Source organism: Pseudomonas sp. NPDC089569, from assembly GCF_050280625.1.
GTDB lineage: Bacteria > Pseudomonadota > Gammaproteobacteria > Pseudomonadales > Pseudomonadaceae > Aquipseudomonas.
Genome location: NZ_JBNNVQ010000004.1, coordinates 24,920 through 50,625 on the forward strand (window position 1 = coordinate 24,920; position 25,706 = coordinate 50,625).

Here is a 25,706-nt window from a genome sequence, read left to right on the forward strand (position 1 = left end):
ACCTCTTGTTATTGTTGGCCCACTGCTTGTCTGGCGCATCGATGGGCAGGCGTCCATGGTTGTTGATCGCCTGCGCAACGTCGCCACCCGGCACGGGTGGCCGATGCGCGGAATCGGCTCAGGCGAGGATGCCCATGGCCTTGGCACAGTTGATGGCCTGGGTTCGGCGTACGGCACCAAGCTTGACGTTGATGCTCTTGGCGTGGGTTTTCACGGTGTTGACCGATATGAACAGACTGTCGCCAACCTCGCGCACCGACATGCCTTCGGCCAGCAATTTGAGCACCGAAATTTCCCGAGGGGTCAGGCCATCCTGATAGGCCGGGACGGCGTATGCCTCGCAGGCACCGCTGCGCTCTGGCGCAGACGGGGATCCTTCCATACGGTTTTTTTGCGCCGGGGTGTCATGCCGTACGAGGTTGGCATTGAAAGTCACCAGCATCCGCCCGGCCTCTTCTCCCAATCGGGCAAAACCTAGGCGCTCGCACAGCTGCAGCAGTTTTTCCAGGCGACTGAGGGCCAGCTCACTGTCACCCGTCTCGAACTCGGCCCGGGCCAGCAGCAATTGGTTGCGTTGGGCCAGGGTGGGCAAGTGCAAGGGCGGCAGGCTCGGTCGTGGTCCTTGCAAATGCTCTTCCAGTCCATGGGCGATGCTGAGCATCTGCGTCCAGTTGCCCTGGCAAGCGAGGATGCGCAGTTTCAGCAAGTCAATCGCGCTGTGGTAGCAACTGCTGTCGACGTTGCCGCAATGCATGCGTCGCTCGGCCGCGTGAAGCAACACTTGAGCCTGCTCCAGACGATCACGGCGCAAGGCGATCTCAACCTGCAGGAAATAGCCATGGAGCACGAACGGCGCACAACTGTCTTCGACCTGTTGCATGCCGGTCAGCAATACCTGCTCGCCTTCATCCAGGCGGTCCTGGGCCAGCAGCAACTCACATTGCAGGAACAACAGGCGCCCCAGCAAAGGATTGAGCGAGTCCGGCTCGGGCTGCAGCCGCTGCAAGTCTTCCTGCAGCAAAGCCTCGGCGAGCTGCAGGTTGCCCTGCAAGCTCATCAGGCGGAACCGGTCGGTATTGATCAGGAATTCGCCATCCTCGCTGCCTTGGCGCCGGGCCATTTGCACCCCCTGCTCCAGCAGGTGCTGCGCCTCCTGCAAATCGCCTGCAATCATGTGCACCCGAGCCAGGGTGGAATGACACAGCAATGTGCTCAGCCAATCCTGGGCGGTCAGCGCGTTCAATGCCGCGCGGCAATGCAGACGCGCCGCTTCGCCATCGCCACGCATGGCTTGCAGGGTCCCGTGCAGCGCTTGCCAGCTGGCCAGCAGCCTGCGATTGAGCATCGGGTCTGCCTGTGGCAGGAAGCGTCCGATCTGCTGCAGGCAATCGGCCGACTCGCTCAGTCGACCCCTGAACATCAGGGCCCTGGCACACAGGAAGATCAGGCGCGGGCTGCTGTTGAGCAAACTGGCAGGCAGGCGGTCTCGCCAAGCGACGAAACGGTTCAGATTACGGTCACTGATCAGCCAGCTCAGACGCAGGCTCTGCATGTAGTTGACTGCCACTTCCGGACGTTCGGCCAACAGCGCCTGGTCGATAGCCACGTCGAAATGCCCGCCGGCACTCATCAAGCGGCAGTAACGCAGGCGCAAGTGGTTCAAGGCCGGCCCGCCCAGGTGCTCTTGCAGTGCAGCCGCCACGGCCGGTAGCAGGCAATACCAGTGACGGTGACCTTCGACAGGCATCAGGAACACCTGACCTTTCATCAGGTACTGGAACATCTGCGCGCCGTCCTGCCCCTCCCAGAGCTGGTCGCACAGCTGTTCACTGACCCTGGGCAGCCGGGCCAGGCCATACAGCATTTCACAATGCTCTTGCGTCAGGCGCGACAGCACTTCATGCCTGAGATATTCGCGCAGCAGGGTCAGGCGCAACGCCTCGCCCTGATTGGAAGCTTCCAGCAACAGCCTGATTCCGGTGCACCAGCCGCCGACTTCGCGCCAGAGTGTTTCGAGCGTCGAAGCATCGGCCTCCGGTCGCAACAGCCGGGTCAGAGCCCGGACCTCATCCTGCTGGAAGGCCAGATCGTCGGCGCCGATTTCCAGGTGTTCACCTGCCAGCATCAGGCGCGGCAGATTCCAATCGGGACGCCGACGACAGGTGACCAGCAAGCGCACAAGGCTTGTGGGCAGTGCGAGCAGTTGCTCGATCCATTGATTGAGTTCGGGGCACAGATCATGGGGCAAATCGTCGAGCACCAGCCAGAGCGGTGTCGTGCGCGCCTCGAGCAATCCCAGCAGCACCTGCGGCGCGATGTCCGGCGCCAGTCCCAGCTCCAGCGCCAGCGCGGTACGCAAGGCGCCGGCGGTCTTGCGACTGCCGGCCAGGCTCAGCCAGACGATGCCGTCAGCGGACGGCACCTGTTGCAGGTATTCACACAACAATGCGGTCTTGCCGAAGCCGGCCGGTGCGCAGATCAGACGCAAGCGTGGTTGTGCACGGTCAAGGGCATCGAGCAGACGCGCACGCGACAGGTACACCGCGGGCAACCGGGGAATTCGCGCGGCCTGAGTACGGAAAGTGACGCAATTGGAACCGGGAACCTGCATGAAGTACCTCGCAATGACTTTTGGCGAGTCGACCCCGGCGGCATTCGCATCAGGGCACTTCAATGGTCCGTCGGAGCGAGGCAAAAACGCGCCACCCGCATCAGGTGGCAGGAGGCAGAGGGAGTTGGACTGCAGAGGGAAAAACGTGGGAGCGAGCCGTCGGCAAAATGCCTGGGGCTGCTCCCACTAAAGGCGCGTGATGTTGGATGACTCAGCGAATACCGTCGTTACGCAGGGCGGCCGGCGTGAACTCGTTCAGGTTCGCAGCGACACCATACTCAGCGCCCTTGGGCGATTCGTTGACCAGACCCATCACGATGTAACGACCGGCCAGCAGGTCATAAATGGACTGGTTGGCGTAGGTAGCGATGCCATTGTGGTAGTCATTCATCGCAAACCCTTCGCCGACGCGCCACAGTTGGCCACGACCGTCGTAGTGATCGACTTCCACCAGACTCCAGGTGTCTTCGTCGAAGTACATGTGGCGCTTGGCGTAGATGTTGCGTTCGCCGGCCTTCAAGGTCGCCTCGACTTCCCATACGCGGTGCAACTCGTAGCGGGTCAGGTCCTGGTTGATATGGCCCGGCTTGATGATGTCGTCGTACTTGAGCTTGGGCGACTGCAACCGGTAGTTGTTATAGGGGATGTACATTTCCTTCTTGCCGATCAGCTTCCAGTCGTAACGGTCGGGCGCGCCGTTGAACAGGTCGCCGTTGTCGGACGTGCGCAAGCCGTCGGCAGCCGTACCCGGACCGTCGTAAGCCACTTGCGGTGCACGACGAACACGACGCTGGCCGGCGTTGTAGACCCACGCCAGGCGCGGTTCCTTGACCTGATCGATGGTTTCGTGAACCAGCAGCACAGTACCGGCCAGCCGTGAAGGCGCGGTCACTTCCTGTTTGTAGTAAAAGATCACGTTGTCGGCGACACCCGGCTCGATGCCCTGCATAAACTGTGGCGAGGCCAATTCATCGGCCATTTGCACCGGGCTGTAGCTGCCATTGGCCTGCGGGGTGATCTGAGTGGTAATGCGCTTGAGGTTTTCACCACGATAGCGAGTCGTGTGATTCCAGACCACTTCAATACCGGATTTCGGGATCGGGAACGGGTAGTAGCGGGTCTGGGCGAAATTGCGCAGCGCGTTACCGCCATCGACAAGCTCGGTGGACACGGCACTTTTCTTCGCTGCGTCGTACACCGACTGCGGGTTGGAGGCCGTGCGGTATGTTTTGTACACCGGGATCTTGTAAGTGTCCGGGTAGCGCTTGAGCATGGCCAACTGGCCTTCGCTGAGCTTGCTCTTGTACTGATCGGCATTGGCGGCCGTGATGGTGAACAGCGGTTTTTCGCCTTCGAACGGATCGCCCAGGAAATTGTTCACGTAGGGTCCGGCGCCAGTTTTGAGGCCACCGGTCCAGGCCGGAATGCTGCCGTCGGCGTTGCCGGCCTTCTCCCCGCCCAGCGGGGTCAGGCTGGTGCCCAGTTTTTCCGCTTCCTGCGGCGAAACCGCCGCCATCACGCCGGTAGCCAGCAGTGACAGGGCCAATGCGCCGCAGCGCAGCATGGTCTTCGAGTTCATTGTTTTTATCCTCTGCCCGTTAGAAGTTCACGCCGAAACTGAGCGCGACATAGTCGCGGTCGACGTTGGTGTTGAAGTCGCCACCGAAAAAATCCGTGTAACTGAGGCTGGCGGTGTAGGTGTTCTGGTAATCGGCATCCAGGCCGAGGCTGACGGCCTTCGTGCCTTCCTCGAAGTTGGGGCCGAAACCTTGCACGTCGTGGGACCAGGCCAGGTTCGGCGACAGGTTGATGCCGGCGAACACGTTCGGATAATCCAGCTTGGCGCGGGCACGGTAGCCCCAGCTGTTGCTGGTGTAGAAACCATCGTCGTTACATTCCTGCGCCGGGTTGCTGGCGTTGGGCAAGCCAACGTTGGTGCCACGACACGCCGCCGCGCCGGCAGCCCCCGGCAATTCGCCGGAACCGAACGCCGGGCTGCGTCCGAAGCGCAGGTCAGTGCCGTCGGCCTTGCCCAGGCCGTTGATGTGGTTGTAACCCACCTCGCCGACCAGGGTCAGGCGGTTGGCACCCAGTACCTGATCGAAGAATCGGGTCGCCGTCACCTGCGCCTGGGTCACCGGCATACGCTTGTAGCCGTTCACTTCGGCACCGAGGGTGTTGCCGGCAAATCCGGTCGTCAGTAATGGCGAGGTCGGGGTCAGAATTGCAGCGCCCAGCAGGTCGGCAGTATTGAGTTGCAGCGGCATGTTCGGCCGGTAGCTCACCTCACCGCCCAGCGAGGTGCCGCCCACGCTGGTCTGGAAGCTCAAACCGTAAAGGCGAATGTCTTCCGGATAGTCGATGAAGTAGCTGGCGCTGCGGATACCGGCAAAAGGATTGGCACCGGAAGCCCTGGCCGCACTCGAATTGACACTCAGGAAAGGCGCGCGGCTGTGGTAGTTCATCGCATAGGCGCCGATCTCCGTATCGTTGAGTTCGGGTATGAACCAGCGCAAGGCCAGGCCGTACTGGCCGCTGTTGCGCGCGTCGTTGTCCTTGCCGCGGGGTATGAATACGTCATCCGTACCTGCTGCGACAGCCGCAGGACCACCGGTGTTGCGGGCCACACCCGGCGCCAGGTCCAGGCCTGTGACTACCAGGCGGTCGTTGCAGCCCTGGGGTACACCATCGTTACCGAAGAAGGTGCCACAGTTGTCGAGCACCGACTTGTCCCACTGCAGTTGATAAAAGCCCTCGGCCGTCAGGTTTTCGCTCAGGCCTTGGGAGACATAGAGCATGTTGACCGGAATCAGGCCCTCCTTGACCTCGGCGCCCGGACGGCGCAAGGCTGCCACGTCGACCGGGTTGATGGAGTTGATCGAGTTGCCGATGAACGTGCTCTCGCCCCAGCTCACCACTTGCTTGCCCAGGCGTACGTTGCCGACCTGATCGCCCAGGGTGTAGTTGTGATAGACGAAGCTGTCGAGGAACATCGCGCCGCTCGACTTGGCGGCGCGATCACGGCCGGAGTCATCGATGTCATAAAAATGTTGATGGCCGTCTTCCTGTTCGAAGTCGTACCAGTACTTGCCACGCACGAAGGCACCGCTGTCGCCGTACTTCAGCTCAAGGTCATGCACACCCTTGAAGATGGTCGAAAAGTTCTCGCCGGCCCGGAAGTTCAGGCGGCCGTCATCGACGGTACGCGACGAGGAACCACCGCCCTGCACGCCCTGGCTGTTGCCGTTGGAGATGAAGTGCTTGTCGGGGTTGGTGGTCGACCAGCTGCCACCGATGGACAGCGAGGAGTCGAATTGTGCATCGACCTCACCCAGTTTGAACGACACGGCCTGGGCCTGAGTACAGGCACCGAGTGCGACGGCTACGGCCAGCAGACTTGGCTGAAAAGCTCCGCGCATTGTTGTTTTTCTCATGCGGTTTCTCTGGTGTTGTGTGTAAGTGGAGAGCCCATGCTAGCCATGAGCCCGGTGATGACTCACACCCGAACGGGTGAATTTGACGTTTCGTTTATCCGGTATTTTCGCGAGGTCGTTCGTTACGCCGCGCCGTTGATTCGGGCCTGTTACCCACGGCGTTACCGTGGGTGACGCTCAGCCAGTCAGCGCCTTGCGCACAAGGATGATCAGGCGCTCGCCCTGGCCCGCTCCTGCTCCTGCAATTCGCGCCAGGCAATCTTGCCGGTGGCATTTTTCGGCAGGTTGTCGACGATCTCGACGATGCGCGGCGCCTTGTAGGTCGCCATGTTTTCGCGGCACCAGGCGAGCAGGCTCTCGATGCTGTCGGTGGCACCGCTGCGCAAGGTGACCACGGCCTTGACGTTCTCCCCGCGCTGCTTGTCCGGCACTGCGATCACGCAGGCTTCAAGCACCGATGGGTGGGTGCCCAGCATGGCTTCGATTTCCGCAGGCCAGACCTTGTAGCCGGAAGCATTGATCATCCTTTTCAGGCGATCGCGCATATACAGGTAACCGTCTTCATCCATGCTCGCCAGGTCGCCGGTGCGCAGGAAGCGCTTGCCGTCGATGACCACGAAGGTGTCGGCGTTGGCCCGGTCGTTGTTCCAGTAGCCGAGCATGACCTGAGCGGCATGGGCAACGATTTCACCCACCTCGCCCTGCCCCACCGGCTCCTGGGTCAGCGGGTCGAGCAACCGCAGATCCACACCGAAGGTTGGAATACCGAGGCAGCCGCGCTTGGGCTTGCCGATCGGGTTGGTGCACAGGAACGACGCGGTTTCGGTCATCCCGTAGCCTTCGATGTAGTCCAGGCCGTAGCGATTCTTGAGCAGGTCGTTGATGTGCTGCGGGGTCGCCGCACCGCCACCGGTGATGATGGCCAGGCTGCTCAGGTTGCGTTCGTCGATGCCCGGTTGGGCGAAAAAGTCCACCAGCATGCTTGGCAAGGCGGCCCAGAACGAAACGCCATGGCGTTCGATCAGTTCGACGGCGATTTCCCGGTCCCAGCGCGCCATCAACACAATGGTGCTGCCGTTATAGATCGCCGCGTTGACGTTGGTCTGCAAACCCAGCAAGTGGAACAGTGGCGCCACCGCCAGGAACACCGAAGCCTGGTTGGTCGGGCGCCACAGGGACGAGCCGACGAACGACGTCATGACGGTGCGGTGGGTATGCACGCAAGCCTTGGGCTTGCCGGTGGTGCCCGAGGTGTAGGGCAGCATGCACAGGTCGTCCGGACCCGCCAGGTGCGGTGCCGGTGTGCGCGCCTGGGCCAGTGCATCGTTCCACAACACGCCACCGGTAAAGTCCAGGGCCGCAGGCGAACGCGGACGCAGCCAGTCCGGCAGGTTCAGCCCGGCATCGTCTTCACCCAATGCATCGCCATAGGCATGGACAATGACCTGCTTGAGGCAGGTCTTGCCCACCAGTGGTGCTATTTGAGCGGCCAGTTCCTGGCCGATGAAGGCAACGGTCGCACCACTGTCGGCGACGATGTGTTCCATCTCTTCGAGCAGCAGCATGGCATTGGCCGGCACCAGCACGGCATCGGCGCGCAGGATGGCGTAGTAGGCGGCGATGAATTGCGGGCAGTTCTGGCTGAACACCACCACGCGGTCACCGCGCTTGATCCCGCAGACTTGCTGCAGGTAAGCCGCCATGTGTTCTGCGTCGCGCAGCAACCGGGAGTAACTGTAGGCCGCACCATAAAATTGCACGGCAGTCTTGTCGGGGTAGCGCCGGGCGGCGACCTCCAGGTTGTAGAAGATGCTGGTCTGGGGAATATGCACCAGCCCGGCAGGTACGTGGGCGGCGTGGCGCGGATTGACGCGCAATGCACCGGTCGGGCGTTCGATCACATCCCCTGCCGTGGGGTACGGGTGGGTACAGGCCATCAATGCCTCCAGTGACGGCCCTGTCGGGGCCGCCGGATATCGTTTTTGTTATCGGTTTTTGTGATCAGTGAAACGAGGTATCGCCATCGAGCAGGCGCTTGGCGATGGTCCGGCGCTGGATTTCCGAGGTGCCATCGGGAATGCGCATGGTGCGGGCGAAGCGGAACCCCTCCTCCAGCCGCAGCTCATTGGTCAGGCCCATGCCGCCATGCACCTGCATGCAGCGGTCCATGACCCGGCAGAGCATTTCAGTGGCCGAGGCCTTGATGATCGAGACCTCCTTGGTCGCAGCCTGGCCCTGATCGAGCAGCCAGGCGCAATGCTGGATCATGGTCTTGGAGGCGTAGATATCCATGGCGCACTCGGCGAGCATGTTCTGCACCGACTGGTGCTCGGCGATCGGCTTGCCGAACGTCTTGCGCACCTTGGCGTACTCGATGGCCTGATCCAGCGCCCAGCGCGCCAGGCCCAGGCAACCGGCGGCCATGCCGACGCGGCCGGCGTTGACGCCATCGAGCGCCACCGAAAGACCACGGTCGACCGGACCCAGGCGATGGCTGTCGGGGACACGCACGTTGTCCAGGGTGACGATGCCGATGTCGGCGCCCAGGTGACCCATGGTCGGAATCACACTCGGCACCGCGAAGCCCGGGGTATCGGTGGGCAGGAAGAAACCGGTGATGCCGCCACGGCCGGCGCGGGCCTTTTCTTCGTCGGTGACGGCGAAGATCATCGCGTAATCGGCGTACGGGGCGTTGGTGATCCACTGCTTGGTTCCGGTGATCAGCCAATCGTTACCGTCGCGTACCGCGCGGGTGCGCATGCCGAACACGTCGGAACCGGCATCCGGTTCACTGAGGCCGAAACACAGGGTTTTCTCGCCACTGGCGATGTCTTCGCGGTACAGGTCGAGCACCGCCGGGTCCATGTGCTTGAGCACCGGCGTCAGGCCGTTGGTGAACGGCGACGGCAGGATGACCGTCTGGATCAGGTGACGCGACGGCCCGACATAGGCGTTCAGACGCTCCTGAATATAAACCGCCGCCTGGGCGCCGAGACCGCCACCGCCCAGCGACTCGTCGCTCAGGGCCGTGTAGAAACCGGCTTCGGCCGAGAGCATGCGCACCCGCTTGCGCAGTTCGGTGACGGCAGGCGCATAGCAACCCTCTTCGGTGTACAGGTGACGTTCATTGTGCAGCAGCGCCGCGTGTTCCTTTTCGAGCGGTTCGACCTCGCGCTCGATAAAACGGATCAGTGCGTCGCCAAAGGCTACCCATTCGCTGGGAAGTGTGAAGTCCATGGTGCTCTCCTCAGACCGGATCCCAGCCAAAAATGGTGGCCGAGACATCCAGTGGAACGAACGACGGCGCGAGCGCCGGCAGCATGTGTGATGCCATTGTCTGGGCGGTCCAGCCCTCGGAACGGTGCAGGGAACGCGCTGGACGCGGCTGGCTCATCAGGAAAGTTTCATTGCGGCGCATGGTGAAGATCTGGCCATTGACGGTGCTGGCGGCATCACTGCCGAGGAACACTGCCAGGGCGGCGATGGACTCCGGCGTCATGCTCTTGATCTTTTCCACGCGGGCCGCCTGGGCCGGGTCATCGGCCGGGATCGAGCCGACCATGCGGCTCCAGGCGAACGGTGAAATGCAGTTGGAGCGAATGCCGTAGCGGGACATGTCCAGGGCGATGGACTTGGACAGGCCGGCAATGCCCAGCTTGGCCGCCGCATAGTTGGCCTGGCCGACGTTGCCGACCAGGCCCGAGGTCGAGGTCATGTGCACGAACGAGCCGCTCTGCTGGGCGCGAAAGTGGGTCGCAGCAGCGCGGCTGACATTGAAACTGCCGAACAGGTGCACACGAATCACTTCTTCGAAGTCTTCCGGGGTCATCTGATGGAAAATGCGGTCGCGCAGGATCCCGGCGTTGTTGACCACGCTGTCGATACGCCCGAACGAATCGAGTGCGGCTTCGACGATTCGATTGGCGCTGGTCCATTCCGACACGCTGTCGCGGTTGACGATGGCTTCACCGCCTTCGCTGCGGATCAGGTCCACCACTTCCTGGGCCGGGTCTTCGTCGCCGGCTTCACCGGTCACCGTAACGCCGACATCGTTGACCACCACTCGGGCGCCGTTGCGGGCCATCTGCAGGGCTATTTCACGGCCGATGCCACGGCCGGAGCCGGTGACGACAACGACCTTGCCTTCCATCATCTGTTCGCTCATCGCGATCTCCAATTCTTGTTTTAATCGTGCTTGCGTGCTTAGCGGAAGGCGCTCATACCGGTGATTTCACGGCCCTGGATCAGCGCCAGGATGCCGTTCATGCCGTCCGGTACCTGGAACATCCGGGCATCGCGCCACATGCGCTCGATACCCAGCTCTTCGGTGATGCCCATGCCGCCGTGGACCTGCATCGCCAGATGCAGGGCGCGTTCGCAGGCCTGGGTCGCGTAACGCTTGGCCATGGCCGAGCTGCCGTTGGCGCGCAGGCCACGGTCCATGGCGTCGAGGGCCTGGTAGCAGAGCAGGCGCGAGGTGACGATCAGGGTTTCGATTTCCGCCAGGTCCTGTTGCACCAACTGGTGCGCCGCCAGGGGCTTGCCGAATTGCTCGCGGACCTTGGCGTACTCCACCGACATCTCGTAGGCCTTCTGGGCCAGGTGCACGCACATCAGGCCGATCAGCGGGCGATTGCCGTTCCAGCCCACGGTCAGGGTCTTGGCGGCGTCGCCGGCTTCACCGATCAGGTGGCTCAGGGGAATCCTGGATTCTTCGAATACCACTTCGCTGAGGTGGCCCTGCTGCAAACCGGTCACGCCGATCTCGCGGATGTCCACCTCACTCATGCTGCGGTCCACCAGCGCCCGTTGGGCGATCGGCCGACCGCGCTCGTCGGTGCCCAAGGTGCAGGACACGTTGAGCACATCGCACACCGAGGCATTGGTGATCCACATCTTGCGGCCGGTGATCCAGGCGCTGTCGCCTTCCACGCGGATACGGGTCTTGACCGCGTTGGAGTCGGAACCGGCGTTGACTTCCGAGTTGGCGGTGCAGGCGATCTTGCGCCCGGCAATCAGGTCCGGCAGGTAGCGCCGGCTGATTTCTTCCGGACAGCCGCTGTAGATACGGGCCACGGTGCCTTCGTGGGAGATCAGCGAGATCGCGACCACCGCCGGCAGTTGTTCCAGGATCAGCCCGTAGTCGAGCATGGCCAGGCCGCCACCACCGACTTCCACCGGCAAGCGCGGTGCGGTGATGCCCAATTCGGCGAGGGCGGCATAGATCTCCAGCATGGCGGCCTTGGGCAACGGTTTGTCGACCGGGTGCCTGGCCAATACAGGATCGATACGGTCGCGCACCATGCGCTTGGCCGCATCGATCATCATTTCCTGGGATTCGGTTGGAGCAAAATTCATATCGGGTATCTCGCAAAAGGCGTGAAAGCGTCAGGCGCCGGTGTAGCGCGGTGCACGTTTTTCGGAGAAAGCAACGCGGCCTTCGATGCGGTCCTTGCTGTCGCGCAGCAGCCCCCAGTGCAGGTTGGCCTGGGCGACGAACTCGCGCGGTGCCATGTGGGCGGTCTGCACGGCCAGTTTCTTGATGGCTTGCACGGCCAACGGACCGTTGGCGGCGATGCGTTCGGCCAGTTCCATCGCCAGCGGCAGTAACCGTTCGCGGGTCACCAGGTCGCTGATCAGGCCGATGCTCAGGGCTTTGTCAGCGTCGATGCGCTCGCCGGTCAGGGCCATTTTCATGGCCACGGCCGCCGGGACCGCACGCAACAGATACTGCGCGCCACCGACGGCCGGAATGCTGGCCACCTTGGCTTCAGGCAAGGCGAACGAGGCGCCTTCACAGGCGATACGCAAGTCGCATTGCAGGGCCAGTTCAAGACCACCGCCCAGGCAGTAACCGTTGATGGCGGCGATGACCGGCTTCCAGATTTCCAGGTCGCTGAGGTCGATCAGCCGCGTGTAGCCACCCTCCTCGGCCTCGCCTTCGCGAGTTTTCAGCGCGCCGCTGACAAAACCGGTGGCCGGTGGCAGCGTTGCCTTGAGGTTGGCGCCGGAGCAAAAGGCTTTGTCGCCGGCACCGGTCAGCACGATGACGCGGATCTGATCGTCGTCCTGGCAGGCACCCAGGACTTTGCGCAGATGCCGCAGGTCGCCAATGGTCAGGGCATTGAGCGAATCGGGAGCATCCAGGGTGATCAGTGCCACGTGGTCGATGATCTTGAATTGAATGGCCATCTTGGTTTTCCTGCGCGTTACACGCTTGGGCTGGACAGCGAACGGCCGCCGCAGACGTACAGGGTCTGGCCGGTGATATAGGAGGATTTCGGGTTGGCGAACATCAGCACGGCCTGGGCGATATCTTCAGGCTTGCCGATACGACCCACCGGAATGGTCGCCATGATCTTGTTGCGCTGCTCAGGGCTGAGCGGCGCCAGGATCGGCGTGTCGATCGCACCCGGCGCCACGGCGTTGGCGGTGATGCCGTGCTTGGCCAGCTCGATGGCCAGCGAGCGGGTCAGGCTGACCACGCCGCCCTTGGCAGCCGAGTAGTTGGCCTGGCCGAACGCGCCGAGCCAGGCCCGCGAGGAAATGTTGACGATGCGGCCGAAACCCTGGGCGATCATGCCCGGCACCACGGCCTTGGCGCAGAGGAACTGCGACTTGAGGTTGACGTCGACCACCAGGTCCCAGTCTTGCTCGGTGAGGTTGACCAGGCGCTTGTCGCGGGTGATCCCGGCGTTGTTGACCAGCAGGTCGGGGGTCTTCCAGCGTTCGGTCACCTGTGCCACGGCGGCTTCGACGTCAGCCAGACGGGTGACATCGACGCGTACGCCCATCAGGTCCTGATGCTCGGCGACCAGCGCGTCCATGGCGTCCTGGTTCAGGTCGAAAATGGCGACGGCATAACCTTCGCGCAACAGTGCCTGGGTCAGGCCCAGGCCGATGCCCTGGGCACCGCCGGTGACGATAGCGACTTGTTTGCTCATGGTGTTGTTCATGGTGTAGCTCCTCACAGACCCAGAATATGTACGGCCGAAGCCGCGTGATCGACGCCGGCAATGCCGCCGCCGGTGCATTGAGTGAGCGCCAGTTGCGCGCCGTGGACCTGGCGATCGCCGGCCCGGCCTTCGAGTTGCCAGACCGCCTCGACCATCTGCGCAACGCCGGTCGCGCCCAACGGGTGCCCTTTGGCCAGCAGGCCGCCGCTTGGATTGACCACTACGCGGCCACCCAGGGTGGTAGCACCGCTTTTGAGCAACTCGTGGGCCTCGCCCCGCTGGCACAGGCCCAGGGCGTCGTAGTAGATGAGTTCGGCGATACTGAAGGCGTCGTGCAGCTCGACCACGTTCAAGTCCTCGGCCGTGACCCCGGCCTGCCGGTACGCTTGCTTGGCCGCCCGCGCGGTGATTTCGGCGGCGAGAATGTCGTCGGTGCCGGTTTCGCACACGCCCGACTGGATCACCGAGGCCATGATCCGCACGGGCTTGGCGCGCCGCGTCGGCGCCTTGGTGGTCAGTACCAGCGCCGCGGCACCGTCGACCGCCGAAGGGCAGCACTGCATCAGGGTCAGCGGATCGAAGACCATGCGCGAGTTCATCACTTCGTCGATGCCCACCGGCGTGCGGGTCTGGGCGTACGGGTTGAGCGCGCCATGGCTGCGGTTTTTCACCGCCACGGCACCCAGTTCTTCGGCACCGACGCCGAACTCATGCAGGTAGCGCGTTGCACGCATGGCGTAGATCGCCGGCAGCGCCATGCCGGCACGGGCATAGAGTTGGGTCATGTAGTCGTTGGTTTGCAGCGGGATGGTGCCGCCGCCCAGGGCGGTCAGCTTCTCGACGCCGAACACGACCACGGTGTCATAGATGCCGGCCTGCAGCGCATGGCAGGCCAGATGCACACCGGTGGCACCGCTGGCGCAGGCGTTCTCGACGTTGTAGATCGGCAGGCCCGACAGGCCCAGATCACGCAGCAGCACCTGGCCCAGGACCATGCCACCGAACACGTTGGCGGCGTAAAAGGCCTGCACCGAACCCAGCTCCAGTCCGGCATCGGCAACCGCACCGAGTACGGCGCTCTGGGTCAGGTCCTGCATGGAAGCGGCGTGACGCCCGAAGGGGGTCATGTCGACGCCCGAGATATAGACAGGCTTGTTCATGCCCTTACTCCTGGTCCAGCGGTTGGAAGGTATAGATCGGACCGGTCTCGGTTTGCGCGATGGCCAGTTTCAGCGGCTCGCCGATGCGTGGACGGCGACCCTGCGGGTAATCCATCCGCGCGAACACCCGCAGACCTTCCGGGAAATCCGCCAGCCCCAGTGGTTGTGGCGCCTTGTTCAACTTCGGGCTGGAATGGACGATGGTGTAGCTGTACAGCACCGGCGTACTGCCGATCTCGACTTCAGTGCAGTCCTTGAACAGCGGCGATGTCGGTGGCAGTGGCGGAAAGTGCAGGCCTTCGTGCCCGCTGCGGCGGCAGGCCAGCAGGACGACGCTGCCGTCGCGTTCACGCCAGGGTTGTTCGCTGGTCGATGGCGCCGGGTCTTTGTATTCAACACTCATGGATTTTTCCTTTCAGTCCGGTTCAAGGGTCAGATGCGCTCGAAAACGGCAGCCAGGCCCTGGCCACCGCCGATGCACATGGTTTCCAACCCATAGCGCGCACCGCGACGCTCCATCTCATGGAGCATCGAGGTCAGAATTCGAATGCCGGTGGCACCGATCGGGTGGCCCAGGGAAATGCCCGAGCCGTTGACGTTGACTCGCGGGTCCTGCTCCAGGCCCCACTCGCGCAGGCATGCCAGCACCTGCCCGGCGAAGGCTTCATTGACCTCGATCAGGTCCATGTCGGTCAGGCTCAGGCCCAGGCGAGGCAGCAGGCGCGCCACCGCAGGCACCGGGCCGATGCCCATGCGCAACGGGTGGCAACCGGCCGAGGCCCAACCGACCAGACGCGCCATGGGTTGCAGGTTGTGGCGCTTGAGGAAGTCTTCGGACACCACCAGGCAACCGGCGGCGGCATCGTTTTGCTGGCTGGCGTTGCCGGCGGTCACGGTGCCGTCGCGCAGGATGGCCGGCAGCCTGGCCATGGCATCGAGATTGGCGTCCTCGCGAATGCCCTCGTCACGGCTGACGATCAATGGCGGCCCCTTGCGTTGAGGAACCTGGACCGGCAGCACTTCCTTGTCGAAACGTCCTTCGGCCCAGGCCTGGGCGGCGCGCTGATGACTGCGTACAGCCCACACGTCCGACTCTTCGCGGCTGATGCCATAGTCACGGACCAGGTTTTCGGCGGTCTCGGTCGCGCCGCCCTTGCAGTCGCCATAGCGGCTGATGGGCTGCGAGTTGACGCGGCCACGGTCCAGGCGATCGTGCATGCGCACATCGCCCATCCGCGCGCCCCAACGCATATTGGTGCTGTAGTACTCGATGTTGCTCATGCTTTCGACGCCAGCGACCATCACCGCATCGGCGACTCCGGTCTGGATTTGCATGGCCGCATCAATGACCGCCTGCAGGCCGGAACCGCAGCGACGGTCGACGGTATAACCCGGGGTCTCATCGGCCAGACCCGCCAGGGACGCCGCGTAGCGACCCATGCACGGTGCTTCGCTGGACTGGTACGACTGGGCAACGATCACCTCGTCGATCAGGTGCTGTGGCACCTGGGAACGTTCAAGCACGGCACGGATGACCTGGGCCGCAAGCTCCGCAGCCGGGAGCGGCGCAAGGCTGCCACCGAACTTGCCGATGGGCGTGCGCAAGGGGGAAACGATGTAGGCGTGGGACATTGTTCGTCTCTGTTTTTGTTGTCGGTGTTATTCGCAGGTTTGCGTCTCGGCCTTACTGAAACCCCAGGCCCGATTGCTGCAAGCGCTCGATGGCCGCTTCGTCGAAGCCCCAGTCGCGTAGCGCGGCCGCACCCTGCCCGCCGCGGCCAACCGCTGGCCGAGGATGCGCCGAGGGTGTACCGAGGAAACGGGGGGCCGGTGCCGGCTGGAGCACGCCGGCGACTTCGATGAAACTGCCGCGTGCCTGGTTGTGCGGATGCGCTGCGGCTTCGGCAAAGCCGAGAACCGGAGCGACACAGGCGTCGCTGTCGGCGAAAACGGCGCTCCATTCATCTCGGGTACGGTCGAGAAAGGCGCCGATGAAGGCTTCGCGCAATTTCGGCCAGCCGGCGCGGTCGTGTTGCTTGGGCAGGCTGGCGGCATCCAGGCCGAGCTTTTCCAGCAGCTCGGCATAGAAGCGCGACTCCACGGGGCCGACAGCCATGTACTGGCCATCCCGAGTACGGTAGGTGTCGTACCAGGGCGTGCCGCCATCGAGCAGGTTGCTGCCGCGTTGCTCGGTCCAGTTGCCGTTGGCGACCAGGCCGAAGAATGTCGCGCCCAATTGCGCTGCACCTTCGGTCATGGCGGCATCGACGACCTGCCCTGCGCCGCCGCGCTGCACATTGAGCAGCGCCGCGAGCACGCCCATGGCCAGCAGCATGCCGCCACCGCCGTAGTCACCCACCAGGTTCAGCGGTGGCAGCGGACGCCCGCCCGCTTCGCCAATGGCCGAGAGCACGCCGGACAAGGCGATGTAGTTGATATCGTGGCCGGCGCGTTGGGCCAGTGGACCGTTCTGCCCCCAACCGGTCATGCGTCCGTAGACCAGCTTCGGGTTGAGCGCCAGCGCTTGCTCCGGCCCCAGACCCAGGCGCTCCATGGCACCAGGACGCAAGCCTTCGATGACCACGTCGGCGTGCTCGATCAACTCAAGGGCGGCTGCGACGCCCTCGGGACGCTTGAGGTCCAGGGTCACCGAACGCCGATTGCGCCCGGTGATGTCGATGCGCGGCGCGTCGAATTTCGGCCCCAGGTCGCCATTGGCAACCGGACGTTCGATGCGAATGACGTCGGCGCCCATGTCCGCCAGCAACATGGTGCCGAACGGTGCCGGCCCGATGGCCTCGAACTCCACAACGCGAATACCGCTCAATACGCCCATCTTCAACCCCTGCAAACCGTGCGATGAAGCGCCTGTGGACGCTTCGTTCCAGTGTTTTGCGGGGTTGCAGGGATATCGGCCCGACAGTCCCCCGCCATTGCCTGCCAGTAGAGCAATGGCATTACAGGGGGCGACCACCCGCGCCGGGTGGCAATGACATTATCGGGTGGTTCAACGGGCCTGCGACGGCAGGCCACCCCGAGGCCACCCGAGCCGGGTGGCGCTGGCCAGGGGTCGGTCACGTGCAATGGGAGGCACAAGAACCCATGACAATGAGGCTGTTTTGATGACCCCCCAAGTGATTCAGTACCGCGAGTCCCGGCTCAGCATCGAAGACGGCATCGCCGTTTTCTCCCATGAGGCCCCCAAGGCACGTAACGCACTGTCCCTGGACCTGCGTCAGGACTACGCCGAGATGCTTGATCGCATCGAGGTCGATCGCACTGTTCGCGTACTGGTCATTACCGGCTCCGGCGGCAGTTTCTGCGCCGGTGGCGACATCAAGTCGCTCAAGGAGCGCCTGGGCAGTACCGACCCCGAGTTGAACTCGCCCAACGCCATGCGCCGGCGCATGAGAACCCTGCACGGCTGGCTGGCTCGCCTGCGTAACCTGGAGATACCGGTTATCGCCGCCGTGGACGGGCCTGCCTACGGCGCCGGGTTTGCCATCTCGCTGCTCGCGGACTTTGTACTGGCCTCCAGTCGTGCGTCCTTTTGCATGTCCTTTGCCAAGATCGGTCTGGTGCCGGATTCCGGCGCCATGTACACCCTGCCCCGCGTGGTCGGCATGCAGAAAGCCAAGGAGCTGCTGTTCACCGCCCGCCGCGTGGACGCCGACGAAGCGCTGGAGCTGGGCATCGTGCATTCGATCCACAGCCCCGAAGCACTGCACGAACGGGCCCTGGCCTTCGCCCGCCTGTTCCTCCAGGCGCCTCGCGATGCCATGGCCATGGCCAAGAACCTGCTGAACAAGACCTTCGAAACCGCCTACGACACTCATGTCGAAATGGAAGGCCTGGCCCAGGGCGTGGTTTCGGTCACGCCCTACCACGACGGTGCCATCGCCCGTTTCCTCAACGGCGAGGCGTCACTGCTGGACTGGGATCGCGACAGCAAGGCCTGACGGCACGACGGCCACCCGGCTCGGGTGGAGTTCGCCGCACGCCACACACCTAATGTAAACACAGCGCGATTTGCGCAACCCATAACTACAAACAGTCCCAAGCCTGCGCCTGTCGGCTGCGGACCAATCAGGAGTGCCCCGTGCATATCGCCCGTACCGTCTATCGCGACGACCATGAGATTTTCCGCAATACCGTGCGCCGCTTTTTCGAACGCGAGTGCGTACCGCGTCAGTCGGCCTGGGACAAGGCCGGGCAATGGGACCGGGAGACCTGGCTCAAGGCCGGCCGCGAGGGCCTGCTGGGTGTCACCATTCCCGCCGAGTACGGCGGTGGCGGCGGCGACTTCGGCCACAGCGCCATCTACAACGAGGAATTCGCCCGCGCGGGCCTGTCCGGCAATGGCCTGGGCATGCACTCGGACATCATCGCCCCCTACATCAGCCGTAACGGCAACGAAGAGCAGAAACAGAAGTGGCTGCCCGGCATCTGCAGCGGCGAGATCATCCTGGCCATCGCCATGACCGAACCCGGCACCGGCAGCGACCTCAAGGCCGTACGCACCACCGCCGTGCGCGATGGCGACGAGTACGTGATCAACGGCAGCAAGACCTTCATCAGTAACGGCCTGTCCGCCGACCTGGTCATCGTGGTCTGCAAGACCGACCCCGAGGCCGGCGCCAAGGGCATCAGCCTGATCGCTGTCGAAGCCAGCCGCGCGGGCTTCCAGCGCGGACGCAAACTGGAGAAGGTCGGCCAGCACGCCCAGGACACTGCCGAGCTGTTCTTCGACAACGTCCGTGTGCCGGTCGACAACCGCCTGGGTGAAGAAGGCAAGGGTTTCGCCTACCTGATGGGCGAACTGCCACAGGAGCGCTTCTCCATCGCCGTTTCCGCCGCCGCGCGCCTTGAGGTGTGCCTGGAGCACACCCTGGCGTATGTCAAGGAACGCAAGGCCTTCGGCCAGACCGTCTGGGACTTCCAGAACAGCAAGTTCAAGCTGGCCGACATCAAGGCCCAGGCCACCGCCGTGCGCCTGATGATCGACCACTACCTGAGCGAACACATGAGCCGTCGCCTGACCCTGGAAGAGGCGGCCATCGCCAAGTTGTACGCCACCGAAACCCTGGGCAAGTGCCTGGACGATATGGTCCAGCTGCACGGTGGCTACGGCTACATGATGGAGTACCCGGTGGCTCGCGCCTTCGCCGACATGCGGGTCAACCGCATCTACGGCGGCACCAGCGAAGTCATGCGCGAAATGATTGCCCGCAAGCTTTGAAACCAACAGGAAAGGAAGATATCGCATGAGCAATAAAGTGTTCGTCGCCGGCGTCGGCATGATCCCGTTCAAGAAACCGGGCGCCAGCGAAACCTATGACGTGATGGGTGAGCAGGCCATTCGCCAGGCCCTGGCCGATGCTGGCCTGGACTTCACCGACATTCAGCAGGCCTACGCCGGTTACGTCTACGGTGACTCCACCTGCGGCCAGAAGGCCCTGTACCGCGTCGGCATGACCGGCATCCCGGTGGTGAACGTCAACAACAACTGCGCCACCGGTTCCTCCGCGCTGTTCCTGGCGCGCCAGGCAGTCGCCAGCGGCGCTGTGGACTGCGCCCTCGCCTTCGGTTTCGAGCAGATGAACCCGGGCGCGTTGAAGTCGGTGTGGACCGATCGCCCTTCTGCGCTGGAACACGCCAACAACCTGGTCAACGAACTGGTCGGCCCGAGCGATGTGCCCAGCAACGCCATCCGCCAGTTCGCCGGCGCGGGCCTGGCCCACATGCAGAAATACGGCACCAAACTGGAAACCTTTGCCAGCATCCGTGCCAAGGCGAGCCGTCACGCCGCGCGCAACCCGCTGGCGGTGTTCCGCAACGTCGTCACCACTGAAGAAGTCATGGCCGCACCGATGCTGTGGGAAGGTGTGATCACTCGCCTGATGGCCTGCCCGCCGACCTGCGGTGGCGCTGCGGCGATCATCGTGTCCGAAGCCTTCGCCAAGAAGCATGGCCTGCGTACCGACGTGGCGATCACCGGTCAAGGCTTGGCCACCGACACGCCGAGCACCTATGAAGCCCGCGACATGATCCGCGTGGTCGGCTTCGACATCACTCGCCTGGCGACGAAAATCGCTTATGAACAAGCCGGCATTACGGCCAGCGACGTCGATGTGATCGAGTTGCACGACTGCTTCGCCCAGAACGAACTGCTGACCTACGAAGCACTGGGCCTGTGCCCGGAAGGCGAAGCCGAGCGCCTGGTCAACGATGGTGACAACACCTACGGCGGCAAGTGGGTGGTCAACCCGTCGGGCGGCCTGCTTTCCAAGGGTCACCCACTGGGTGCCACCGGCCTGGCCCAGTGCTACGAGCTGACCCATCAGTTGCGCGGTACTGCCGAGCAACGCCAGGTCGAAGGCGCGCGCATTGCCGTGCAGCACAACCTGGGCCTGGGCGGCGCCGGTGTTGTGACTGTTTACCAGAAGAACTGATAGCCCACTCTGTAGGAGCGAGCATGCTCGCGATGGACGGAAGAACACCGCGTGTTGTCAGGCTTCCAGCGTCATCGTTGACGACCATCGCGAGCAGGCTCGCTCCCACAGGGAACGCTGATTCATAGGAGTCATTCGACATGATCGACAAGAAGCACATCGGCAAGCAGCTGGAGCCGTTCCAGGTGACTGCCGAAGCCGGCCAGCTGCGTTTTTTCGCCAAGGCCATCGGCGAGACCAACCCGATTTATTTCAACGAGGCGGCTGCCCGCGATGCCGGTCATCCCGGCCTGCCGCTGGCGCCGACCATGCTGTTTTCCCTGGCCTTCGAAAACCCTTCGCAAGCCTGGCGCGATGAGCTGGGAATCATTTCCTCGCGCATCCTGCATGGCGAAGAGTCGTTCAAGTACCACTGCATGGCCTACGCCGGCGACACCCTGCACTTCGATGTACGGATCGCCGACATCTACGACAAGAAAGGCGGCGCCCTGGAGTTCGTAGTGCGCGAGACCCGTGTGACCAACCAGCGCAACGAGCACGTGGCAGACCTGCGCACCGTCCTCGTCCAGCGCAATGGCTGAAGGGAGAGCATTGATGAGCACCGTTAACTACGACGTGATCCAGATCGGCGATGAACTGCCAGCGCTGACCCTGGCACCGATCAACCGCACCACCCTGGGTCTGTTCGCCGGCGCCTCGGGCGATCACAACCCGATCCACATCGACACCGACTACGCACGCAAGGCCGGCATGGCCGATGTGTTCGCCCACGGCATGTTGTCGATGGCCTACCTGGGTCGCCTGCTGACCCAGTGGGTCGACCAGCGCCAATTGCGTGAATTCGGTGTGCGCTTCCAGGGCATCACTCACCTGGGCCACCAGATCACCTGCAGCGGCAAGGTCGTCGACAAATACGAAGCCGATGGCGAGCGCCGCATCAAGGTTGAAGTCCGCACCGCGAACCAGTACGGCGACGTGAAAATCGTCGGCGACGCTGTGATCGCTCTGTAACCATTTTTTCAGGAGAGCAATATTTTGAAACTCGAAGGCAAAGTTGCACTGGTAACCGGTTCCGGCCGCGGCATCGGCCAGAAAATCGCACTGAAGCTGGCCAGCGAAGGCGCCCGCATCGTCATCAACGACCTGGATCTGGAGCCGGCCCAGGAAACAGCCGAACTGATCCGCAACATGGGCGGCGAAGCCGCGGTCTGCCACGGCAACGTCAGCGCCCCGGACTTCGCCGAGCGCTACATCAAGACCGCGATGGACAACTTCAAGGCCATCGACATCATCGTCAACAACGCCGGCTACACCTGGGACGACGTGGTGCAGAAGATGAGCGACGAGCAGTGGTACGCCATTCTCGACTGCCACATGACCGCGCCCTTCCGCATCCTGCGTGCCGCCTACCCGATCATCAAGGCCCAGGCCCAGGCCGATGCCGCCGCCGAACGCGAAGTGTTCCGCAAGGTCGTCAACATCTCTTCGGTGTCGGCCCTCAACGGCAATGCCGGGCAGATGAACTACAGCGGCGCCAAGGCCGGTGTGATCGGCATGACCCGCGCCCTGGCGCGTGAATGGGGTCGCTTCAAGGTCAACGTCAACGCGGTGGCCTTCGGCTTCATCGAGACGCGCATGACCACGGTCGATGCCAACGCCGGGGCCACCGTCAAGATCGACGGTCGCGACATCCGCGTCGGCATCAACCCGGAAGCCGCCAAGTCGTTCGCCCAGCGCAACCCGTTGGGCCGTCCGGGTACGACCCAGGAAGCGGCCGATGCGGTGTACCTGTTCTGCTCGCCCGAGTCGAACTACATCACCGCCCAGACCATCGCCGTGGCCGGCAACCTGCAGTAAGCCCCTCCACTGAAACACCCGCCCCAAAAGCACAACGCCCCGGAAACGGGGCGTTGGTTCGAGAAGAGAACAATCAACCGGTGAAGGATGAGCGCCCCCGGCGGCAGCGGACCGACCGCTACCGCACGGGTGCAAAACTCGCTCGCAGCACCCCGTCAGCCCCTCGATCGGATAATGCTCCCCCACCCAGCGTGGGTGGAGTAACAGGCCAATGCCGCTCGCTATCCTAGGCCAAGTTCGATCCCCCAGGACAACGCCATGAACCTGACTGAAATCAATATCCGCCTGGCCGCGATCAAGCTGATTTCGCGCTCCGGCTATGAGTCGATGAGCCTGCGCCAGCTCGCTGCCGAAGCCGGCATCAACTCCTCGACGCTGTACCTGTACTACAAGGGAAAAAATGAACTGCTCGCCGAACTGATTCTGGATTATCTCCAGGACCTGTCCCGGGAATGGGCGCGCTGCCGCCCGGCGAATGCCGCCAATGCCCCGATCAAACTGCGTGCCTTCATTGCGTGTCATGTGCGTTATCACCTGGAGCATCAGGACGAAGCGATGCTCGGCAATTTCGAATACAGAAGCCTGGAGCAAGAGTCGCGACTGCAGGTCACCCAGGCTCGCCGGATGTATCTCAAGGGCCTGCAGGACCTGCTCGAACAAGGCGTGAGCGAGGGTTCGCTCAGTTGTGCCGAGCCCAAGCTGATGGCACGCACGCTGTTCAACATGCTGACCCATGCCTGCGTCTGGTATAAGGCCGACGGCCGTTGGAGTATCGATGACGTGATTCGTCATTACTCGGAGCTGGTACTCAAAATGCTCGGCGCACAGCCTATTGCTCTCTCGCGTGCGCCGACAGTCCGGCGTCGCACCGCCCTCATGGAGGCGTTTTCATGAGTGATGTCATGCAACCCTTTTCCATGGCAGGCAAGACCGTGCTGGTCGCCAATGCCACCACCCGACTGGGCGCCCACTTCGCCCGGCTGATCAGCCGCGCCGGCGGCCGCGTGGCCCTCGGCGCCCCCTTTCCCGACCAGGTCGAACAACTGGCGGCGGACCTGCATTGGGAAGGCGCCGAAGTACTCGCGGTGAAACTCGACAGTACTTGCCGTTCGAGCATAGAAACGGCTCTGGATGTGGTCCAGGAGCGCTTTGGCGGTATCGATGTGCTGATCAATAACAGCACCGACCGCGAATACATGGTGCGTACCAGTGACATCGCCGATTGCACGAGCCGCAGGATGATCGAAGCGGCACGCGGTGGCAGCATCGTCAACATCGACCCACCGCCGCGCCCCATCACCGAGCCCAACCCGTGCCTGCGGCCAAACAGCAGCCTGATCCGCATGAGCCGGGCCATGGCCCAATCACTGACGCCCTACCATATCCGCGTCAATGTCATTGCCTCCGCCGCAGGCCGAGGCGATGGCTCGGGCCTGCAAGATCTCAATGGCCCCTTGCTGTTACTGGCCAGCGGTGCCGGGGCGAGCGTGACGGGGGCCGTTTTGCATGTCGACGGCCCGACCACCTGATCCGGGTGGGGTTTGTATGCGTGCATCCGCTTGACCATGAACGTTGGTCGCTATTGGCGACCCTCGTTCAATAGGAGCAAGTCAGATGATGCCCATACGCAAGTGGCTGCCCAAACTCGTCCTGGTGACGACCGCAGTCATGGCGATCTCGGCTACCGCCGCGGCCGCCGACAAACCCAATATCCTGGTGATCTTCGGCGACGATATTGGCCAGACCAACATCAGCGCCTATTCCAGGGGCGTGGTCGGTTACCAGACGCCGAACATCGACCGCATTGCCAATGAAGGCATTATGTTCACCGACTACTACGCGGAGAACAGTTGCACGGCTGGACGTTCTTCGTTCATCACCGGCCAGACGCCCTTGCGCACGGGCCTGACCAAAGTCGGGCTGCCGGGCGCACCGGTGGGGTTGCAAAAACGCGACATCACCATTGCCCAGGCGCTCAAGTCCCTGGGCTACGCCACCGGCCAGTTTGGCAAGAACCACCTGGGTGATCGCGATGAGTTCCTGCCCACCAATCACGGTTTCGACGAGTTCTTCGGCAACCTCTACCACCTCAATGCCGAGGAAGAACCCGAACGCCCCTACTGGCCCAAGGATGATCCGGACTTCGTCAAGACCCGATCGCCACGGGGCGTGATTCACAGTTACGCCGACGGCAAGATCGAGGACACCGGCGCGCTGACCACCAAGCGCATGGAAACCATCGACGACGAAACCACTGCCGCCGCGCAGGCGTTCATCGAGAAACAGGCCAAGTCGGACAAGCCGTTCTTCGTCTGGATGAACACCACGCGCATGCACCTGTTCACCCACGTGCGCGACTCGATGAAGGGCCAGAGCGGAATGCCCGGCAACGAATACGCCGACGGCATGCTCGAACATGACGGCGACGTCGGCAAACTGCTGAAAACCCTCGATGACTTGAAAATCAGCGACAACACCATCGTTGTCTATACCACCGACAACGGTCCGAACCAGTTTTCCTGGCCGGACGCCGCGACCACGCCGTTTCGCAGTGAAAAGAACTCCAACTGGGAAGGCGCCTATCGGGTCCCTGCCCTTGTCCGCTGGCCGGGCAAGATCAAGGCCGGTGGCGTGTCCAACGAGATGTTCTCCGGCATGGACTGGTTCCCCACCCTTCTGGCGGCGGCAGGCGATGCCGACGTGAAGAACAAGCTGCTCAAGGGGTGGGCGCCGGTTGCCGGAGGCACCAGCTTCAAGGTGCATCTGGATGGCTACAACCAGTTGCCGTACCTGACCGGGCAGCAACCAAAGGGAGAACGTCGCGAGTTCTACTACTTCAATGATGACGGCATGCTGGTGGCGATGCGTTTCGACAACTGGAAAGCGGTGTTCGCCGAGCAACGCACACCCGGTGGGTTCGAGGTCTGGAGCAACCCGTTCACGCCGTTGCGCGTTCCGAAGATTTTCAACCTGCGCATGGACCCGTACGAACGCGCCGATCAGGTCTCCGATCAGTATTACGACTGGTTGACCAAAAACGCTTACCTCGCCGGCGTGGCGGTGACCAAATCGGCACGATTCCTCCAGACGTTCGTCGATTTCCCGCCCTCGCAGAAACCGGCCAGCTTCAGCATTGACCAGATCCGGGCTGCCGTGGACCAGAAAATCGAAGAGAAAAACAACGCTCAAGCCAAGTAGAGCCCTGGCCAGTTGCGCCCATGCTCAATGGGCGCTCT

22 protein-coding genes are annotated in these 25,706 nt (G+C 63.0%); 9 read left to right on the plus strand and 13 right to left on the minus strand.

Annotation, left to right across the window (positions count from 1 at the left end; genetic code table 11):
* Positions 1 to 118 precede the first annotated feature (118 nt).
* The 13 genes from ACQKP2_RS03335 to ACQKP2_RS03395 form a co-directional block, all read right to left on the minus strand.
* Positions 119 to 2,611 carry a LuxR C-terminal-related transcriptional regulator gene (locus ACQKP2_RS03335; RefSeq protein ID WP_427574339.1) on the minus strand — a complete coding sequence of 831 codons (2,493 nt, stop codon included), beginning with the start codon at positions 2,609 to 2,611 and terminating at the stop codon, positions 119 to 121.
* Positions 2,612 to 2,822: 211 nt separating this feature from the next.
* Positions 2,823 to 4,190, minus strand: a complete 1,368-nt coding sequence (locus ACQKP2_RS03340) for a DUF1329 domain-containing protein (protein ID WP_427574341.1) — start codon at positions 4,188 to 4,190, stop codon at positions 2,823 to 2,825.
* A 19-nt stretch (positions 4,191 to 4,209) separates the two neighbouring features.
* Positions 4,210 to 6,045, minus strand: a complete 1,836-nt coding sequence (locus ACQKP2_RS03345; RefSeq protein WP_427574343.1) for a DUF1302 domain-containing protein — start codon at positions 6,043 to 6,045, stop codon at positions 4,210 to 4,212.
* A 209-nt stretch (positions 6,046 to 6,254) separates the two neighbouring features.
* Entirely contained in the window at positions 6,255 to 7,982 is a 1,728-nt protein-coding gene (locus tag ACQKP2_RS03350; RefSeq protein ID WP_427574345.1) for a long-chain-fatty-acid--CoA ligase, read from the minus strand.
* A gap of 64 nt (positions 7,983 to 8,046) precedes the next feature.
* Positions 8,047 to 9,282, minus strand: coding sequence for an acyl-CoA dehydrogenase family protein (locus ACQKP2_RS03355; protein WP_427574347.1), 1,236 nt, complete (start codon positions 9,280 to 9,282; stop codon positions 8,047 to 8,049).
* A 10-nt stretch (positions 9,283 to 9,292) separates the two neighbouring features.
* A complete protein-coding gene (locus tag ACQKP2_RS03360; RefSeq protein WP_427574348.1) occupies positions 9,293 to 10,210 on the minus strand; it encodes an SDR family NAD(P)-dependent oxidoreductase in 918 nt (305 codons plus the stop codon).
* 38 nt (positions 10,211 to 10,248) lie between these two features.
* The gene (locus ACQKP2_RS03365) at positions 10,249 to 11,403 is read right to left on the minus strand and encodes an acyl-CoA dehydrogenase family protein (RefSeq protein WP_427574350.1); all 1,155 of its coding nucleotides are present in this window, start codon (positions 11,401 to 11,403) and stop codon (positions 10,249 to 10,251) included.
* Positions 11,404 to 11,433: 30 nt separating this feature from the next.
* Complete coding sequence (locus tag ACQKP2_RS03370) at positions 11,434 to 12,237, minus strand: enoyl-CoA hydratase/isomerase family protein (RefSeq protein ID WP_427574352.1); 804 nt, start codon at positions 12,235 to 12,237, stop codon at positions 11,434 to 11,436.
* A 17-nt stretch (positions 12,238 to 12,254) separates the two neighbouring features.
* Positions 12,255 to 13,001 (minus strand): SDR family oxidoreductase, encoded by a 747-nt coding sequence (locus ACQKP2_RS03375; RefSeq protein ID WP_427574353.1) that lies wholly within the window; start codon positions 12,999 to 13,001, stop codon positions 12,255 to 12,257.
* 11 nt (positions 13,002 to 13,012) lie between these two features.
* Positions 13,013 to 14,161 (minus strand): thiolase family protein, encoded by a 1,149-nt coding sequence (locus ACQKP2_RS03380; protein WP_427574355.1) that lies wholly within the window; start codon positions 14,159 to 14,161, stop codon positions 13,013 to 13,015.
* A gap of 4 nt (positions 14,162 to 14,165) precedes the next feature.
* Positions 14,166 to 14,564: a Zn-ribbon domain-containing OB-fold protein gene (locus ACQKP2_RS03385; RefSeq protein WP_427574357.1), complete on the minus strand. Its 399-nt coding sequence runs from the start codon at positions 14,562 to 14,564 to the stop codon at positions 14,166 to 14,168.
* Positions 14,565 to 14,593: 29 nt separating this feature from the next.
* Positions 14,594 to 15,793, minus strand: coding sequence for an acetyl-CoA C-acetyltransferase (locus tag ACQKP2_RS03390; RefSeq protein WP_427574358.1), 1,200 nt, complete (start codon positions 15,791 to 15,793; stop codon positions 14,594 to 14,596).
* Positions 15,794 to 15,845: 52 nt separating this feature from the next.
* The gene (locus ACQKP2_RS03395; protein ID WP_427574360.1) at positions 15,846 to 16,997 is read right to left on the minus strand and encodes a CaiB/BaiF CoA transferase family protein; all 1,152 of its coding nucleotides are present in this window, start codon (positions 16,995 to 16,997) and stop codon (positions 15,846 to 15,848) included.
* 286 nt (positions 16,998 to 17,283) lie between these two features.
* Here ACQKP2_RS03395 and ACQKP2_RS03400 point away from each other — a divergent pair, with 286 nt between their 5' ends.
* The 9 genes from ACQKP2_RS03400 (at position 17,284) to ACQKP2_RS03440 (ending at position 25,668) form a co-directional block, all read left to right on the plus strand.
* A complete protein-coding gene (locus ACQKP2_RS03400) occupies positions 17,284 to 18,120 on the plus strand; it encodes an enoyl-CoA hydratase/isomerase family protein (protein WP_427574361.1) in 837 nt (278 codons plus the stop codon).
* Between the two features lie 140 nt (positions 18,121 to 18,260).
* Positions 18,261 to 19,400 carry an acyl-CoA dehydrogenase family protein gene (locus ACQKP2_RS03405; protein ID WP_427574363.1) on the plus strand — a complete coding sequence of 380 codons (1,140 nt, stop codon included), beginning with the start codon at positions 18,261 to 18,263 and terminating at the stop codon, positions 19,398 to 19,400.
* A 25-nt stretch (positions 19,401 to 19,425) separates the two neighbouring features.
* Positions 19,426 to 20,613: a lipid-transfer protein gene (locus ACQKP2_RS03410; RefSeq protein ID WP_427574365.1), complete on the plus strand. Its 1,188-nt coding sequence runs from the start codon at positions 19,426 to 19,428 to the stop codon at positions 20,611 to 20,613.
* Positions 20,614 to 20,753: 140 nt separating this feature from the next.
* A complete protein-coding gene (locus ACQKP2_RS03415) occupies positions 20,754 to 21,194 on the plus strand; it encodes a MaoC family dehydratase N-terminal domain-containing protein (RefSeq protein ID WP_427574367.1) in 441 nt (146 codons plus the stop codon).
* Positions 21,195 to 21,207: 13 nt separating this feature from the next.
* On the plus strand, positions 21,208 to 21,624 hold the full coding sequence (locus tag ACQKP2_RS03420) for a MaoC family dehydratase (protein WP_427574368.1): 417 nt from the start codon (positions 21,208 to 21,210) through the stop codon (positions 21,622 to 21,624).
* Positions 21,625 to 21,645: 21 nt separating this feature from the next.
* Positions 21,646 to 22,470, plus strand: a complete 825-nt coding sequence (locus tag ACQKP2_RS03425) for an SDR family NAD(P)-dependent oxidoreductase (RefSeq protein ID WP_427574521.1) — start codon at positions 21,646 to 21,648, stop codon at positions 22,468 to 22,470.
* 258 nt (positions 22,471 to 22,728) lie between these two features.
* Positions 22,729 to 23,364 (plus strand): TetR/AcrR family transcriptional regulator, encoded by a 636-nt coding sequence (locus tag ACQKP2_RS03430; protein WP_427574369.1) that lies wholly within the window; start codon positions 22,729 to 22,731, stop codon positions 23,362 to 23,364.
* Positions 23,361 to 23,999, plus strand: a complete 639-nt coding sequence (locus tag ACQKP2_RS03435; RefSeq protein WP_427574370.1) for an SDR family NAD(P)-dependent oxidoreductase — start codon at positions 23,361 to 23,363, stop codon at positions 23,997 to 23,999. Before ACQKP2_RS03430 ends, ACQKP2_RS03435 begins: the two co-directional genes overlap by 4 nt.
* 85 nt (positions 24,000 to 24,084) lie before the next feature.
* On the plus strand, positions 24,085 to 25,668 hold the full coding sequence (locus tag ACQKP2_RS03440) for an arylsulfatase (protein ID WP_427574371.1): 1,584 nt from the start codon (positions 24,085 to 24,087) through the stop codon (positions 25,666 to 25,668).
* Positions 25,669 to 25,706 lie beyond the last annotated feature (38 nt).